Origin of the sequence: Streptomyces sp. NPDC024017, from assembly GCF_040638895.1 — a bacterium.
In the GTDB taxonomy this organism is placed as follows: Bacteria; Actinomycetota; Actinomycetes; order Streptomycetales; family Streptomycetaceae; genus Streptomyces.
The window spans coordinates 352,897-367,836 of record NZ_JBEZYZ010000004.1; the positions used below are offsets into that span (position 1 = coordinate 352,897).

The following is a 14,940-nucleotide window of genomic DNA, read 5'->3' on the forward strand; positions in this document are numbered from 1 at the left end:
TGCTCCATGAGGTGACTGAGACGGTGATCGAGAGGGGGGAGAACTCAGAGAACGCGCAGCGTCCAGCTCCAGCGATGGACGCCTGCCGCGACGAGGTAGGAAGCGAAGGTGTCGGGCCCGCACGACGCCGTGCCCAGCCCGCGGTGCGCCGCGTCGATGTGCACCACGCACCCGGCCCGCGGCACCAGTTCGTCATGGTGCGCGACGGCGGCGAGGTCGGCCGCGCGATGCCGGGTCACGGAGACCTGGCGGGCCCGGTCCAGCCGCACCGCGAGGCCGGTGGCGTCGGGCGCGGACAGGGTGAACCGCCGGACGCCGTGCCGCCCACCGCTCTCCTGCGGTCGCAGATACGGCGTGAACAGCTCGTCCACCGGGAGGCAGTGGTGGCCGACGGGTGCGCCCGCGGCCCGGTCCGGATACGACTCCCAGGGCCCCTGCCCGAACCACTCCAGCAGGTTCAGCCCGGCGACCGTCTCGAACACGGTCCCCACCCGGGCCACGTCGTGCAGCGCCTCGGGCAACTCGGCGCTCTCGTCGACGATCAGCCCGCCCTCCACGGCCGTCAGCACCTGCTCGTGCCGGACGGTCCCGCCCGCGCAGAGGTAGTCGGACACCACGGCGACCCGGCCCGGGGACCGCCGTACGGAGACGACCTCGCGGGCGGGCGCCTCCAGGCCCCAGTCCCGCCAGCGGGCCGCCGTGCCGCCCAGTTCGTCGTTGTCGGTCGGCGCCCGCCACAGCGACAGCGTGGGCGCGGCCGTCAGCAGCGGATGGACCAGCAGCCCGTCCTCGTCGACCTCGACCGTGCCGGCCGGGACCCGGGCGTGCGCCGGCGGGTGCGCCGCCCGCAGCCGGACCTGCGGCAGGCACACCACCGTGCCGCGCGGCGCCCACGGCTCGTCCCCGGCCGTCGTGACCCGCAGGGTCAGCCACGCCTCGCCACCGTCCTCCGGCACCGCGAACGGCAGCGGCACCGCGGCTGTCTCACCGGGCCGCAGGACGGGCAGTTCGGCGGGCGCCGTCAGCGTGGCGCCGTCGGCGAGGGACAGCTCCCACTCGCCGGACAGCCACTCCAGGCCCCGGAAGTGCTGGTGGTTGCTCAGGACGACACCCTCGTGCCGGAAACAGTCGATCCGCACCGGCGCGGCGATCTCCCGGTGCTCGAACATCACCGGCTTGGGGGTGCGGTCGGGGAAGACGACACCGTCGGCGATGAAGGCGCCGTCGTGGTCCCTCTCGCCGAAGTCACCGCCGTACGCCCAGCGATGCCCGGGCGCGGCGACACCGTTGTCATAGAGCCCGGCGCCCCCGCGCCCGGCCGGTCTGCCGTCGTTCACACGCTGCAGGATGCCGTGGTCCCAGAACTCCCAGATGAACCCGCCCTGAAGACCCGGGGTGGCCTCGATGGCCGCCCAATGGTCCGCCAGCGTGCCGTTGCTGTTGCCCATGGCGTGCGAGTACTCGCACTGGATGAGCGGCTTGGTCTGGGTGCCCGACAGGGCGTGCGCCAGACAGTCCTCCATCGGGGCGTACATCGGGCAGGCGATGTCGGAGGCCAGGTCAGGATCCGCCCAGCCGCGCTTGGCGGCGCCCTCGTACTGCACAGGCCGGGTCGGGTCGTGCCGGCGCACCCAGCCCGCCGCCGCGTCGTGGTTCGCGCCGTAGTCGGACTCGTTGCCCAGCGACCAGACGATGACGGACGGGTGGTTCTTGTCCCGCAGCACCATCCGCGCGACCCGGTCCACGAAGGCGTTCAGGTAGCGCGGGTCGTCGGCGATCTCGTGCGCGTGGTCGTGGGACTCGAGGTCGGCCTCGTCGACCACGTAGAAGCCGAGCTCGTCGGCCAGGCCGTACAGGGCCGGGTCGTTCGGGTAGTGCGCGGTGCGGATCGCGTTGAAGCCGAACCGCTTCAGCAGGACGAGGTCCGCGCGCATGTCGTCGTACGACACCGTGCGCCCCGTCAGCGGATGGAAGTCGTGCCGGTTGACGCCCCGGATGAACACCCGCTCGCCGTTGACCAGCAGGTCCCGGCCGGCGATCTCGACGTCACGGAAACCGACGCGGTGCCGTGAGGTGTCGGCGACCGTGCCGTCGGCGCGGTGGAGGCGGACGGTCAGGCCGTACAGCTCGGGCGTCTCGGCGTTCCAGGTGCGCACCTCCGGCACGGCGGCGCGCAGCCGGGCCTCGCCGAGGAACTCGGAGACACGCTCGTCCTCGGCGTTGGCCCGGTCGAACTCCGCGTCCTGGGTGAGCAGGCGCCCGTCCAGCTCCCCGCTGACGTACCAGCCCTCGGGCAGCGCCCCGCCCGCGTCCCGCACCCGGCACTCCACCAGCAGGTCGCCGTCCCGCCGGGCCCGCACGGTCACGTCCGCGAGATGCAGCGGGTCGACGGCGTACAGCAGCACCGAGCGGGTGATCCCGCCGTGCCACCACTGGTCCTGGTCCTCGATGTGCGAGGCGTCCGACCACTTCACCACGGTCAGGCGCACGGTGGCCCGCTCTCCGGGGCGCACCACCGGCGTGAGGTCGAACTCGGCCGCCAGGTGCGAGTCCTTGGAGATTCCGACGGGCCGCCCGTCCACGTGCACCAGCAGCACGCTCTCGGCGGCCCCGACCTGGAGCACGATCCGCCGCCCGGCCCACTCGGCGGGCACGTCCACGGAACGCTCGTAGACCCCGGTCGGGTTGGCCGCGGGCACGTCCGGCGGGAACTCGGCGAACGGCATGCGGACGTTGAGGTACTGGGGGAGGTCGTCCGTGCCCTGCACGGTCCACACGCCGGGCACGTACGACGACGACCAGACCTCCCCGAGCGGGGCGTCCGGCGCGGGCAGCAGCTGGAAGCGCCAGTCGCCGTCGAGCGACACGGCTCCGGGGCGCCGGTCGACGGCGTTCATCGGCAGCCGGCCCCACGAGGTCAGCTCGGGTGCCTGCCAGGGGCGCAGGGCGATCAGGGGGTCGGGAAGTTCGTCGGTCATGACCGTTCCGCAGTCGGTGTGGTGGGCCGGGGCAGGGCTCGGCCCGGCAGGCCCCAGGCGGGGTCGATCGGGATGCCCAGACGGTCCAGGACGGTGGGTGCGATGTCGACGAGGCGGGGAGCGACGAGCCGGGTGCCTTCGGGCCCGCCGGGCTCGGCGAGGATGACGAAGACCTCCCGCTCGGCACGCGAGTCGCCGCCGTGGCCCCCGGAGTCGAGGTGACCGTGGTCGGTGGTGACCAGCACGGTCCAGCGCTCCTCGGCGCGCCCCGGAACCGCGCGCCGGGCCTCGATCGCCTCCAGCAGCCGTCCGAGGTGGGCGTCCTGGGCGAGGAGGGCCCGGTCGTAGGCGGGGGAGAGGGGGCCCGTGTCATGGCCGGCCTCGTCGGTGGCGCCGAAGTACACGAACAGGACGTCCGGGTCGGACTTGGTGAGCCAGCGCAGTGCGGTGCGGGCGACGCGGCGGTCCGCGGTCTCGTATCCCCACCGTTCACCGTTGTGGCGCACACGTCGGCCGATGGCCCGGCCGAGGGTGCCGCGGCGGACCAGGGCCGGCCAGGACACGGCGGCCGCCGTGCGCAGACCGGGCCGGACGGTGGCGGCGCGGGTCAGGAAGTCGGGGTAGCGGGCGTAGTCGGCGCCTTTGAAGTCGTTGCCGGTGATCCCGTGCCGGTCGGGCCACACCCCGGTGAGGATGCTCGACCAGCCGGGCCCGGAGTCGGTGTAGGCCACGCCGGCCGAGGGGTCGTCGTCGGCTCGGCCGTAGGGCAGCAGGCTCGTGCCGTGGGAACCCGTGGCCATCAGGTGGTGCAGCACGGGTGCGGTGGAGGGGGAGCGGGTCAGCCGGTCGTAGCGCAGTCCGTCCATGCTGACGACGAGCACCTTGCCGTGCCCGGTGCCGATGTCGAAGTCCGTCACTGCCTGCCTCCCTCGTCGTCGGCGCCTGCTGCACCGGCCTGCCCGCCCGCCCAGTACCAAGAGCTCGGGACCGCCGGCCGGTTCTCGGCCGCGCGTCCCCTGTGGCTGGTCGCGCCCACGCGGCGGAGCCGCATGTCGATACCGGCCCGCGCCCCTGACGGGGCGCGGCCCCTCAGGGCGTCAACTGCCCTGCACCGCCCCCTCCGTGGCGCCCGCGATGAACCCGCGGGCGAAGATCGTGAAGATCACGACCAGCGGCACGGACGCCATGAGCACACCCGCCATGACCATGCTGTAGTCGGTGGTGTGGCCGACGTGGAGCTGGGCGAGCGCCACCTGGAGGGTGAGGTGGCCGGGGTCGTTCAGCACCACCAGCGGCCAGATGTAGTCGTTCCAGGCGCCGACGAAGGCGTAGATGGCGAGGAAGGACAACGCGGGCTTGATCATCGGCAGCACGATGTTCCAGTACTGGCGGAAGAACCCCGCGCCGTCGATGCGCGCGGCGTCGAGGAGTTCGTCCGGCACGCCGTTCTCTATGTACTGGCGCAGCCAGAAGATGCCGAAGGCGTTGGCCAGGGCGGGCAGGATCAGCGCCTTGAGGGTGCCGACCCAGCCGATGTCGGACATGAGGATGAACTGCGGGAGGACGGCCAGCTGGAGCGGCAGCATCATGAACCCCACCAGCATGGCGAACAGCACCTTGCGGCCGGGGAAGTCGAACTTGGCGAAGGTGAACGCCGCCAGGGAGTCGACGAACAGGACCAGGACGGTGGTCACGGACGCCACGACCAGCGTGTTCAGCATCGACCCGAAGAAGTCGATGGTGTCGAGCACGTGCCCGATGTTCTCCAGCAGATGCGAACCGAACGTCAGCTTCGGCGGGCTCTTGTAGATGTCCTCGGTGGTGTTCGTCGCCATGACGATCGTCCACACGAACGGGAAGACCGAGATCAGGACCGCCAGGACGAGGACGATGTGCGCGGTCAGGCCCTTGGGGCGCCGGGACCGCCTGGGGACCACTGCGGTCATGACTTCCTCCCGCGCTGGACCAGACGCCAGTTGACGACGACCAGCACCATGATCAGTACGAAGAAGGCCCACACGATGGCCGCGCCGTAGCCGTAGTCGTTGTTGACGAAGGCCGACTGGTAGAAGTACAGGAGCGTGGTCAGGCCCGCCTGGCCGGGGCCGCCGAGGTTCGGGTTGGCGGCGTTGCTGCCGAACAGGACCTGGGGCTCGCTGAAGCTCTGCAGGCCGTTGATGGTCGAGATGATGACGGTGAACAGGATGATGGGCCGCATGATCGGCATCGTGATCTGGAAGAACGTACGGATCGGCCCGGCGCCGTCCAGCCTGGCCGCCTCGTAGATCTGGCCGGGGATGGCCTGGAGACCGGCCAGGTAGATGATCATGTTGTAGCCGGTCCACATCCAGGTCATCAGCAGCGCGATGACCAGTTTGATCAGCCACGGATTGCTCAGCCACGGGACGGGTGGGATGCCGACCGTGCCCAGGATCGCGTTGACCAGGCCGAAGTTGTTGCTGAACACCGCGCCGAAGAAGATCGACACGGCGACGATCGAGGTGACGTTCGGTACGTAGAGGGCGATGCGGTAGAAGCCCTTGAAGCGGCGCACCGAATGCAGCAGCGTCGCCAGCACCAGGGCGCCGAACAGCGTGGGGACGGTGGACAGCACCCAGATCACCAGGGTGTTGCGGATCGACAGCCAGAAGACCGGGTCGTCCAGGAGGAACCGGAACTGCTGCAGTCCCACGAACTGCACGGTGCCCATGCCGTCCCAGCGCTGGAAGGCGAGGTACAGCGAGTAGAAGACCGGGAAGAACGAGAAAATGCCGAAGATCAGGAAGAAGGGCGAGACCGCGAGGTACTGCCGCCAGTGGGACAGCACCCCGCGACGCTCTGGCCGCACGGCGCCCGCGGGCGCCGTGCGCCGCGGGCGGAAGCGGGCCGGGCCGGGCCCGCCGCGGTGCCGGGGCACCGCGGCGGAACCGGTGACCGGAGGTGAGGACACCTCAGTTCACCCCCTGTCGCCGGGCGATCTGCTTGGCCTGGGCGACCGCGTCCTTCCAGGCGGCGTCGGGCTTCTTGCCCTTGGCCTCGATGCTGGACAGCTCGGTCATGAAAGGTGCCATGACGGCGGCGTCGGCGGGTGCCTCGTAGGCGGCCGGGATGGCCTTGGCGGCCGGGCCGAACACCTCGATGACCTTCTGTCCGCCGAAGAAGGGGTCGCCACCCGTCATGGCCGGCATGGTGTACGCCGCCGGCGCGGCGGGGAAGATCGCGGCGTCGGCGAAGCCGCGGGCGTCGTTCTCCGGGCTGAGTATCCAGCTGATGATCTTGAACGCCTCTTCGGGGTTCCGGCACTGCTTGGGCAGGGCCAGGTAGGAGCCGCCCTGGTTGGCCGGCCCGCCGGGCATCGCACAGACCCGCCACTTGCCCTTGGTCTTCGGGGCCGCCTGCTCGATGTCCAGCGCGTGCCAGGCCGCACCGAGTTCGGTGCTGAGGCTCTTGCCGACGGCGGCGTTCCAGGTGTTGTCGTTGATCTTGGCGTCGAGGCCGAGGGTGTAGGGGCGGACCGCCGTCGTCCACGCCTTGCGGATGTGGTCCTGGTCGCCGATGAAGCGGTTGTCCCTGTCGATGAACCGCTCGGTGCCCTGCCCGACCGCCATGTTGAAGACCGAGCCGATGTTGTTGACCAGGTAGGTGCCCGGCACCTTCGCGCGCAGCTCGGTGCCCAGCGCGAAGTACTCCTCCCAGCTCCCGGCCCGGGCGGCGACCTTGTCGGGGTCGGTGGGCAGTCCGGCCTTGTCGAACATGTCCGCGCGGTAGAAGAGCGCGGTCGGGCCGATGTCGATCGGGAAGCCGATCTGCTTGCCGTCCTCGGTCCGGGCGAGCTTGGTCTTCCAGTCCAGGTACTGCGACGCGATCTTCTTGAAGCCCAGGTCGTTCAGGTCGAGGAAGCGGTTCGCGTTGGGCAGGAAGGACGCCATGTCCTCGCCCTTGATGCCGGTGATGTCGGGCACGGAGGCGCCCGCCGCGAGGGTGGTGGTCAGCTTCTGCTTGAAGTCGCCGCCTATGGAGGCGGCGGTCAGCTTCACCTGGCCGCTGAAGTGCGTCTTCGCCTCGGCGACCACCTTGTCGCTGAGCGCGCCTCCCCAGTACCACAAGGTGAGGTTCTTGCCGTTCTTGCTGCCGGCCGATCCTGAGCCCCCGCCGCATGCGACGGTCAGACCGGAGGCGGCCGCGGTGAGTGCGGCGGCCTGGAGGAAGCCTCTACGAGAAAGGTCCACGGGTCACTCCTGTTGTTCCTGTTCGACGTGCCAGAGGGGTGGGAGGGTCAGTGCGGCCCTTCGGAGGCGCGCGGACCGGCGGGGGTGTGGGGGGCCGGCGGGGTGACGGGGGCATGGTGCACGGGCGGGCCGGCGTCGGCCGGGATGCGGTCGGCGAGGAAGCCGTAGGCGCGGCGCAGCTCGGGGTCGGTCTGGGAGCGCCACCAGCGCTCGACGCCGTACCAGCCGGGGGCCGCGAGGGCACCGCCGTGATGCCGGACGGACAGCCCCGCCGCGAGCACCGCGAACCGCAGCCGCTCCGCCAGCGGCCAGCCGCCGAGGGATGCCGCGACGAAACCCGCGCCGAAGACGTCCCCGGCGCCCGTCGCGTCCAGGACGTCGGTGTCCAGGGCCGGGACCTCGGCGTACTCGCCGGTGATCTGGTCGACGGCAAGGGCGCCGTCCCCGCCCCGTGTCACCACGGCGACCGGCACCAGCTCGGAGAGGATGCCGAGCGCGGCCACGGCGCTGTCGGTGCGGGTGTAGGCCATCGCCTCGGTCTCGTTCGGGAGGAAGGCGTGGCACAGGGCCAGCTGGTCCAGGAGCGCCGCCGACCACTCCTGGGTGGGGTCCCAGCCGACGTCGGCGTAGATCTGCGTGCCGTTCGCGGCGGCCTTGGCGAGCCATTCGCGGGGCCGGGCCTCGAGGTGCACCAGGGCGGTCCGCGCGTCGGGCGGGTCGCCCATCAGCACGTCCTGCGAGTACGGCGGCTCCTGGCCGTGGGTGAGCAGGGCCCGGTCGTGGCCGTAGGCGACGGAGACGGTGACCGGGGTCGGCCAGTGGTCCGCTGTGCGGGAGAGCGAGAGGTCGACGCCTTCCTGGTCGCACAGGACGTCCCGGCAGTGCTCGCCGTAGAAGTCGTCGCCGAACACCGTGGCCAGACAGGTGCTGAGGCCGAAGCGGGAGGCGGCCACGGCGAGGTTCGCGATGCCGCCCGGGCCGCAGCCCATGCCCCGGGTCCAGATCTCCTCGCCCGGTGTCGGCGGCTTACCGAGCCCCGTGAGGACGAGGTCGTAGAAGAGCAGCCCGGTCAGCAGCACATCGGGCCGGTCACCGTCCACGGATGTGTCCTCTCGCTCACGGCTTCGACGGAGATCGTCAAAACTCGTCATTTCTCTGGCCGGAATCGTGCGCTGCTCAGAGAGATTGGTCAATACCCGAGCAGAACTGAGCATGGAAATGATTGAAGATGACGAGTAGTGTTCCCGCCGTGCTGGCTGAACGACGACACCAACTCATCCTGCGGGCCCTGCGTGCCGGCGGGCCCGCCTCCGTGACCGACCTCTCGGAGCAACTGGGCGTGAGCCCTGCCACAATCAGGCGCGACCTGGTCAAACTGGAAGAAGACGGACTGCTCACGCGCGTGCACGGCGGCGCCGTCGTGGAGGAGGGCGACCAGCCCTTCGCCGAGGTCGCCGAGGTGCGCGTGTCCGAGAAGGACGCCATAGCCGAACGCGCCGCCGCCATGATCGAGGACGGCCAGTCGGTGCTGCTGGACATCGGGACGACGGCCTACCGCCTGGCCCGGCAGTTGCACGGCCGCCGGCTCACCGTGATCACGAGCAACCTGGTGGTCTACGAGGAACTCGCCGACGACGAGGGCATCGAGCTGGTCCTGCTCGGCGGCATGGTCCGCCGCGAGTACCGCTCCCTGGTCGGCTTCCTCACCGAGGACAACCTGCGCCAGCTGCACGCCGACTGGCTCTTCCTCGGCACCAGCGGGGTGCGGCCCGGCGGGCAGGTCATGGACACGACGGTCGTGGAGGTGCCGGTCAAGCGCGCCATGATCAAGGCCGGCGAGAAGGTGGTGCTGCTCGCCGACGCGGCGAAGTTCCCGGGGCACGGGATGGCGAAGGTCTGCGGTCCCGAGGAACTGAACGCGGTGGTGACGAACGAGCCGGTCGATGCGGCGACGCGGGCCTCCTTCCAGGAGGCGGGCGTCGAGGTCGTCGTGGTGGGAAAGGTGCAAGCGTGAGGCTGACGATTCTGGGCGGCGGAGGATTCCGCGTGCCGCTGGTGTACGGAGCCCTTCTCCAGGACCACGCCGAGGGCCGGGTGACCCATGTCGTGCTGCACGATCTGGACGCCGGACGGCTGTCGGCCGTGACACGCGTCCTCGCCGAGCAGGCGGCCGGCGTCGCCGACGCGCCCGAGGTGAGCGCCACCACGGACCTCGACGAGGCCCTGCGCGGCGCCGACTTCGTGTTCTCCGCGATCCGCGTCGGCGGCCTGGAAGGGCGTGCGAACGACGAGCGCGTGGCCCTCGCCGAGGGCGTGCTGGGCCAGGAGACGGTGGGCGCGGGCGGCATCGCCTACGGCCTGCGCACCGTCCCGGTCGCCGTCGACATCGCGCAGCGGGTGGCCCGGCTCGCGCCCGACGCCTGGGTCATCAACTTCACCAACCCGGCCGGACTGGTCACCGAGGCCATGTCCCGCCACCTCGGCGACCGCGTCATCGGCATCTGCGACTCCCCGGTCGGTCTCGGCCGCCGTATCGCCCGTGTGCTCGGCGTGGAGAACCCGGGCGAGGCGTGGATCGACTACGTCGGCCTCAACCACCTCGGCTGGGTCCGCGGCCTGCACGTCGCCGGCCGTGACGAACTGCCGCGGCTGCTCGCCGACCCCGACCTGCTCGGCTCCTTCGAGGAGGGCAAGCTCTTCGGCGCCGACTGGCTCCGGTCCCTGGGCGCGATCCCCAACGAGTACCTGCACTACTACTACTTCAACCGCGAGGCCGTCCGCGCCTACCAGCAGGCCGAGAAGACCCGCGGCGCGTTCCTGCACGACCAGCAGGCCCGCTTCTACGCCGAGATGAAGAACCCGCACGCCCCGGCCCTGAAGGCCTGGGACCGGACCCGCGCCGAGCGCGAGGCCACGTACATGGCCGAGAACCGCGAGACGGCGGGCGCCGGCGAGCGCGACGAGGACGACCTGTCCGGCGGCTACGAGAAGGTGGCCCTCGCGCTCATGCGGGCGATCGCCCGGGACGAGCGCACCACCCTGATCCTCAACGTCCGCAACCGGCGCACGCTGTCGGTCCTGGACGCGGAGGCCGTCATCGAGGTCCCCTGCCTCGTCGACGCCAATGGCGCCCACCCCGTGACCGTCGACCCGCTGCCCGACCACGCCACCGGCCTGGTCTGCGCGGTCAAGGCGGTCGAGCGCGAGGTGCTGGCCGCCGCCGGCTCCGGCTCCCGCGCGACGGCCGTGAAGGCCTTCGCCCTGCACCCGCTCGTCGACTCCGTCAATGTGGCCCGCAGGCTGGTCGAGGGCTACACCGATGTCCACCCCGGGCTGGCGTACCTTAGGTGAACGCCGACCGGTAAGCGCTTTCCCCCACCGCTTCCCGCCTGCTCGCTCTTCCCGCTTCCTGGAGATATCTCATGCACGACGAAAGCCGCCGCATCGAGGAGCGCGTGCAGCGCCTTCACGACCAGCGCATCAAGACCGCGGTCTACGCGGCCACCGTCCCCTTCGAGGTGGAGGCCTGGCAGGCCCCGGGGGAGCCGGTCCCGTTCGAGGAGGCCGCCGCCGCTTCCTACGAGCCGTTCGCGATGGGCACCCCGTGGGGGCCGCCCTGGGGCACCACCTGGTTCCGCATGCGCGGGCAGGTGCCCGAGGAGTGGGCGGGCCGCCGCGTCGAGGCCGTCATCGACCTCGGCTTCGTCGGCGACTGGCCCGGCAACCAGGCCGAGGCCCTCGTGCACCTCACCGACGGCACCCCGCTGAAGGCCGTGAACCCGCTCAACCAGTACGTGGCGATCGCCAACCCCGCGCAGGGCGGCGAGACGGTCGACTACCTGGTCGAGGCCGCCTCCAACCCGGACATCCTCGCGGACAACTTCTCCAAGGTCACGCCCCTCGGCGACAAGCTGACCGCGGGCGACAAGCCGCTCTACACCTTCCGCAGCGCCGACCTCGCCATCCTCGACGAGGAGGTCTTCCACCTCGACCTCGACGTGCAGGTGCTGCGCGAGCTGATGCTGGAGCTCGGCGAGCACGACCCGCGCCGGCACGAGATCGCGCACGCCCTCGACCGGGCCATGGACCTGCTCGACCTGGACGACGTCTCCGGCTCGGCCGCCGCGGTCCGGGAGGCGCTCAAGCCGGTGCTGTCCAAGCCCGCGCACGCCAGCGCGCACACGATCTCCGGCGTCGGCCACGCCCACATCGACTCCGCCTGGCTCTGGCCGATCCGCGAGACGAAGCGCAAGACGTCCCGCACGTTCTCCAACGTCACCTCGCTCGCCGACGAGTACGACGACTTCATCTTCGCCTGCTCCCAGGCCCAGCAGTACGAATGGGTGCGCGACAACTACCCGAAGGTCTGGGCCCGCATCCAGGAGTCGGTCAAGAACGGCCAGTGGGCGCCGGTCGGCGGCATGTGGGTCGAGTCCGACGGCAACCTGCCCGGCGGCGAGGCCGTCGCCCGCCAGTTCATCCACGGCAAGCGGTTCTTCATGGACCACTTCGGCATCGAGACCAAGGGCGTCTGGCTGCCGGACTCCTTCGGCTACAACGCGGCCTATCCGCAGATCGCCAAGCTCGCCGGCAACGAGTGGTTCCTCACCCAGAAGATCTCCTGGAACCAGACCAACCGGTTCCCCCACCACACCTTCTGGTGGGAGGGCATCGACGGCACCCGCATCTTCACCCACTTCCCGCCGGTCGACACCTACAACGCCCGCTTCAGCGGCGAGGAGATGTCCCGCGCGGTCCGCAACTACCAGGAGAAGGGCGGCGCCTCCCGCTCCCTGGCCCCCTTCGGCTGGGGCGACGGCGGCGGCGGCCCCACCCGCGAGATCATGGAACGCGCCCGCCGGCTGGCCGACCTGGAGGGCTCCGCGAAGGTCGTCGTCGAACACCCAGACGAGTTCTTCGCCAAGGCCCGCGAGGAGTACCCGGACGCGCCCGTGTGGGTCGGCGAGCTCTACCTGGAGCTGCACCGCGCCACGTACACGTCCCAGGCCCGCACCAAGCAGGGCAACCGCCGCTCCGAGCACCTCCTGCGCGAGGCCGAACTCTGGGCGACCACGGCCGCCCTGCACGCGCCGGGCTACACCTACCCGCACGAGCAGCTGGACCGGCTCTGGAAGACGGTGCTGCTGCACCAGTTCCACGACATCCTGCCCGGCTCCTCCATCGCCTGGGTACACCGCGAGGCCGAGGCGGAGTACGCCCGCGTCGCCCGCGAGCTGCACGCGCTGACCGCCGAGGCGGTGGCCGCGCTGGGCGCCGGCGGCACCCGCGTCTTCAACACCAGCCCCTACGACCGCGCCGAAGTGGTCCGCACCGCCGACGGCGCGCCGGCGTACGTGGAGGTACCCGCGAGCGGCTCCGCGCCCCTGGCCGACACGGCGCCCCCGCAGCCGGTGACGGTGGACGGCCTGGTCCTCGACAACGGACTGGTCCGCGTGGAGGTCGCCGAGGACGGCACCCTGTCCTCCGTCCGCGACCTGCGCGCCGGCCGCGAGGTCCTCGCCGAGCCGGGCAACCTGCTCCGTCTGCACACGGACCTGCCCAACTACTGGGACGCCTGGGACATCGACAAGCACTACAAGAACCGCTACACGGACCTCCTGGACGCCGCGTCCGTCGCGGTCGTCGAGCAGGACCCGCTGGTCGGCGCCATCCGCGTCGAGCGGTCCTTCGGCAAGGGCTCCACGATCACCCAGACGATCACCGTCCGCGCCGGCAGCCCCCGGATCGACATCGAGACGGACATCGACTGGCACGAGACCGAGAAGATCCTCAAGGCGGCCTTCCCGGTCGACATCCGCGCCCCGCACTCCTCCGCCGAGATCCAGTTCGGCCACGTCCAGCGCCCCACCCACACCAACACGAGCTGGGAGGCGGCCCGCTTCGAGGTCTCCGGCCACCGCTGGGTGCACCTCGGGGAACCCGGCTACGGCGTCGCCGTCATCAACGACTCGACGTACGGCCACGACGTCTCCCGCACGGTCCGCGAGGACGGCGGCACCACGACCACCGTCCGCCTCAGCCTGGTCCGCGCCCCGCGCATCCCCGACCCCGAGGCCGACCAGGGCCGCCACCGCTTCACCTACGCCCTGCTGCCCGGCGCGACCATCGAGGACGCCGTCGCCGAGGGCTACGCCCTCAACCTGCCCCTCCGGGTGGCCGATGCGGCAGGCGCCCCCGAACCGGTCGTCTCCGCGGAGGGCGAAGGCGTGACCGTGGAGGCGGTCAAGCTCGCCGACGACGCCTCCGGCGATGTCGTCGTACGGCTCTACGAGTCCCGCGGCGGCCGCGCCACCGGCACCCTGCGCACCGGATTCCCGCTCGCCGGCGCCCAGATCACCGACCTGCTGGAGCGCCCGCTCCAGGACGCGGAGATCACCGACGGCGCCGTCGCCGTCGCGCTGCGGCCCTTCCAGATCCTCACCCTCCGCCTGCGCAGGGGCTGACCGCATGGCCATGCAGCCGTGGTTCGAGGACGCCAAGCTCGGCATCTTCGTCCACTGGGGCATCTACGCCGTCGACGGCGTCCAGGAGTCCTGGTCGTTCTACGACGACATCGTCCCGCACGAGCAGTACATGTCCCAGCTCGACCGGTTCACGGCCGCCCGCTACGACCCGCGCGACTGGGCGAGGCTCTTCGCGCGGGCCGGGGCCCGGTACGCCGTCCTGACCAGCCGCCACCACGACGGGGTCGCCCTGTGGGACACCGCCCACGGCGACCTGAACGTGGGCCGCGACCTGATCGCCGGCTACGCCGAGGCCCTGCGCGAGCAGGGCCTGAAGGTCGGCCTCTACTACTCCCACTCCGACTGGAACCACCCCGACTACGCCTCCACCCGCAAGCCCGGCCGGCCGCCGGAGCTGGAGGACAACCGCTACTCCGAGGTCGCCGCCGAGTTCGAGGACCTGGAGGCGTGGGAGAGGTTCCTCGCCTACCGCGACGGGCAGATCCGCGAACTCACCAGCCGTTACCGGCCCGACCTGATGTGGTTCGACGGCGAGTGGGACCGCAGCGAGGAGCAGTGGCGCATCCCCGAACTCGCCGCTCTCATCCGCTCCGAGGTACCGGATGTCGTCTTCAACGCCCGGATGCTGAGCGAGGGCGACTACGCCACCCCCGAGCAGGGCGCCCCCGTCATCCCGCCGGAGGGCCCCTGGGAGCTGTGCCTCACGATCAACGACTCCTGGGGCCACCAGCACCACGACCCCAACCACAAGTCCGTCGACCAGCTGATCCGCTACTTCGCCGAGACCATCGGCGGCGGAGGCAACCTGCTCCTCAGTGTCGGCCCGCGGGAGGACGGCACGATCACGGACGAGCAGGCAGAGCGGCTGGAAGGGCTCGGCGACTGGATCGCCAAGCACGCCGAGGCCGTGTACGGCTCCGTACGCGGACTCCCGCCGGGCCACCACTACGGCCCGAGCACCCTCTCCAAGGACCGCCGCACCCTCTACCTGACCCTCTTCGACGCCCCGCGCGCCGAGATCAACGTCCGTGGCCTGCTCAGCGAGGTCCGCCGGGTCTCGGTCCTGGGCAGCGGTACTGAACTGCCCCACCGCATCACCGGCGGCCTCCACGAGACGCCCGGCATCCTCTGGATCGAGCCCCCCGCGACGGCGGACCTCGACCCGCACGCCACGGTGCTGGCCGTCGAACTGGAAGGAGAACTGGAGCTGTACCGCGGAGCCGGACGGTTCTGACGAAAGTTTAAGAA

General features: G+C 71.1%; 10 protein-coding genes. 4 read left to right on the top strand and 6 right to left on the bottom strand.

Annotation, left to right across the window (positions count from 1 at the left end):
- Nucleotides 1–44 precede the first annotated feature (44 nt).
- The 6 genes from AB0G20_RS12935 to AB0G20_RS12960 form a co-directional block, all read right to left on the bottom strand.
- Nucleotides 45–2,978, bottom strand: a complete 2,934-nt coding sequence (locus AB0G20_RS12935) for a glycoside hydrolase family 2 TIM barrel-domain containing protein (RefSeq protein WP_361300208.1) — start codon at nucleotides 2,976–2,978, stop codon at nucleotides 45–47.
- On the bottom strand, nucleotides 2,975–3,844 hold the full coding sequence (locus AB0G20_RS12940) for an alkaline phosphatase family protein (protein ID WP_361300927.1): 870 nt from the start codon (nucleotides 3,842–3,844) through the stop codon (nucleotides 2,975–2,977). Before AB0G20_RS12940 ends, AB0G20_RS12935 begins: the two co-directional genes overlap by 4 nt.
- Nucleotides 3,845–4,075: 231 nt before the next feature.
- Nucleotides 4,076–4,924 (bottom strand): carbohydrate ABC transporter permease, encoded by an 849-nt coding sequence (locus AB0G20_RS12945; RefSeq protein WP_361300211.1) that lies wholly within the window; start codon nucleotides 4,922–4,924, stop codon nucleotides 4,076–4,078.
- Nucleotides 4,921–5,805 (bottom strand): sugar ABC transporter permease, encoded by an 885-nt coding sequence (locus AB0G20_RS12950; RefSeq protein ID WP_361300930.1) that lies wholly within the window; start codon nucleotides 5,803–5,805, stop codon nucleotides 4,921–4,923. Before AB0G20_RS12950 ends, AB0G20_RS12945 begins: the two co-directional genes overlap by 4 nt.
- A gap of 124 nt (nucleotides 5,806–5,929) precedes the next feature.
- On the bottom strand, nucleotides 5,930–7,207 hold the full coding sequence (locus AB0G20_RS12955; protein WP_361300214.1) for an extracellular solute-binding protein: 1,278 nt from the start codon (nucleotides 7,205–7,207) through the stop codon (nucleotides 5,930–5,932).
- Nucleotides 7,208–7,254: 47 nt separating this feature from the next.
- Nucleotides 7,255–8,307, bottom strand: a complete 1,053-nt coding sequence (locus tag AB0G20_RS12960) for a carbohydrate kinase family protein (RefSeq protein ID WP_361300217.1) — start codon at nucleotides 8,305–8,307, stop codon at nucleotides 7,255–7,257.
- Between the two features lie 149 nt (nucleotides 8,308–8,456).
- Here AB0G20_RS12960 and AB0G20_RS12965 point away from each other — a divergent pair, with 149 nt between their 5' ends.
- The 4 genes from AB0G20_RS12965 to AB0G20_RS12980 all read left to right on the top strand — a co-directional run bounded on the left by AB0G20_RS12965 (nucleotide 8,457) and on the right by AB0G20_RS12980 (nucleotide 14,926).
- On the top strand, nucleotides 8,457–9,221 hold the full coding sequence (locus tag AB0G20_RS12965; protein ID WP_361300933.1) for a DeoR/GlpR family DNA-binding transcription regulator: 765 nt from the start codon (nucleotides 8,457–8,459) through the stop codon (nucleotides 9,219–9,221).
- Nucleotides 9,218–10,558: a 6-phospho-beta-glucosidase gene (locus tag AB0G20_RS12970; protein ID WP_361300220.1), complete on the top strand. Its 1,341-nt coding sequence runs from the start codon at nucleotides 9,218–9,220 to the stop codon at nucleotides 10,556–10,558. Before AB0G20_RS12965 ends, AB0G20_RS12970 begins: the two co-directional genes overlap by 4 nt.
- Nucleotides 10,559–10,629: 71 nt before the next feature.
- On the top strand, nucleotides 10,630–13,671 hold the full coding sequence (locus AB0G20_RS12975) for a glycoside hydrolase family 38 C-terminal domain-containing protein (RefSeq protein ID WP_361300223.1): 3,042 nt from the start codon (nucleotides 10,630–10,632) through the stop codon (nucleotides 13,669–13,671).
- Nucleotides 13,672–13,675: 4 nt separating this feature from the next.
- Nucleotides 13,676–14,926, top strand: coding sequence for an alpha-L-fucosidase (locus tag AB0G20_RS12980; RefSeq protein WP_361300226.1), 1,251 nt, complete (start codon nucleotides 13,676–13,678; stop codon nucleotides 14,924–14,926).
- Nucleotides 14,927–14,940 lie beyond the last annotated feature (14 nt).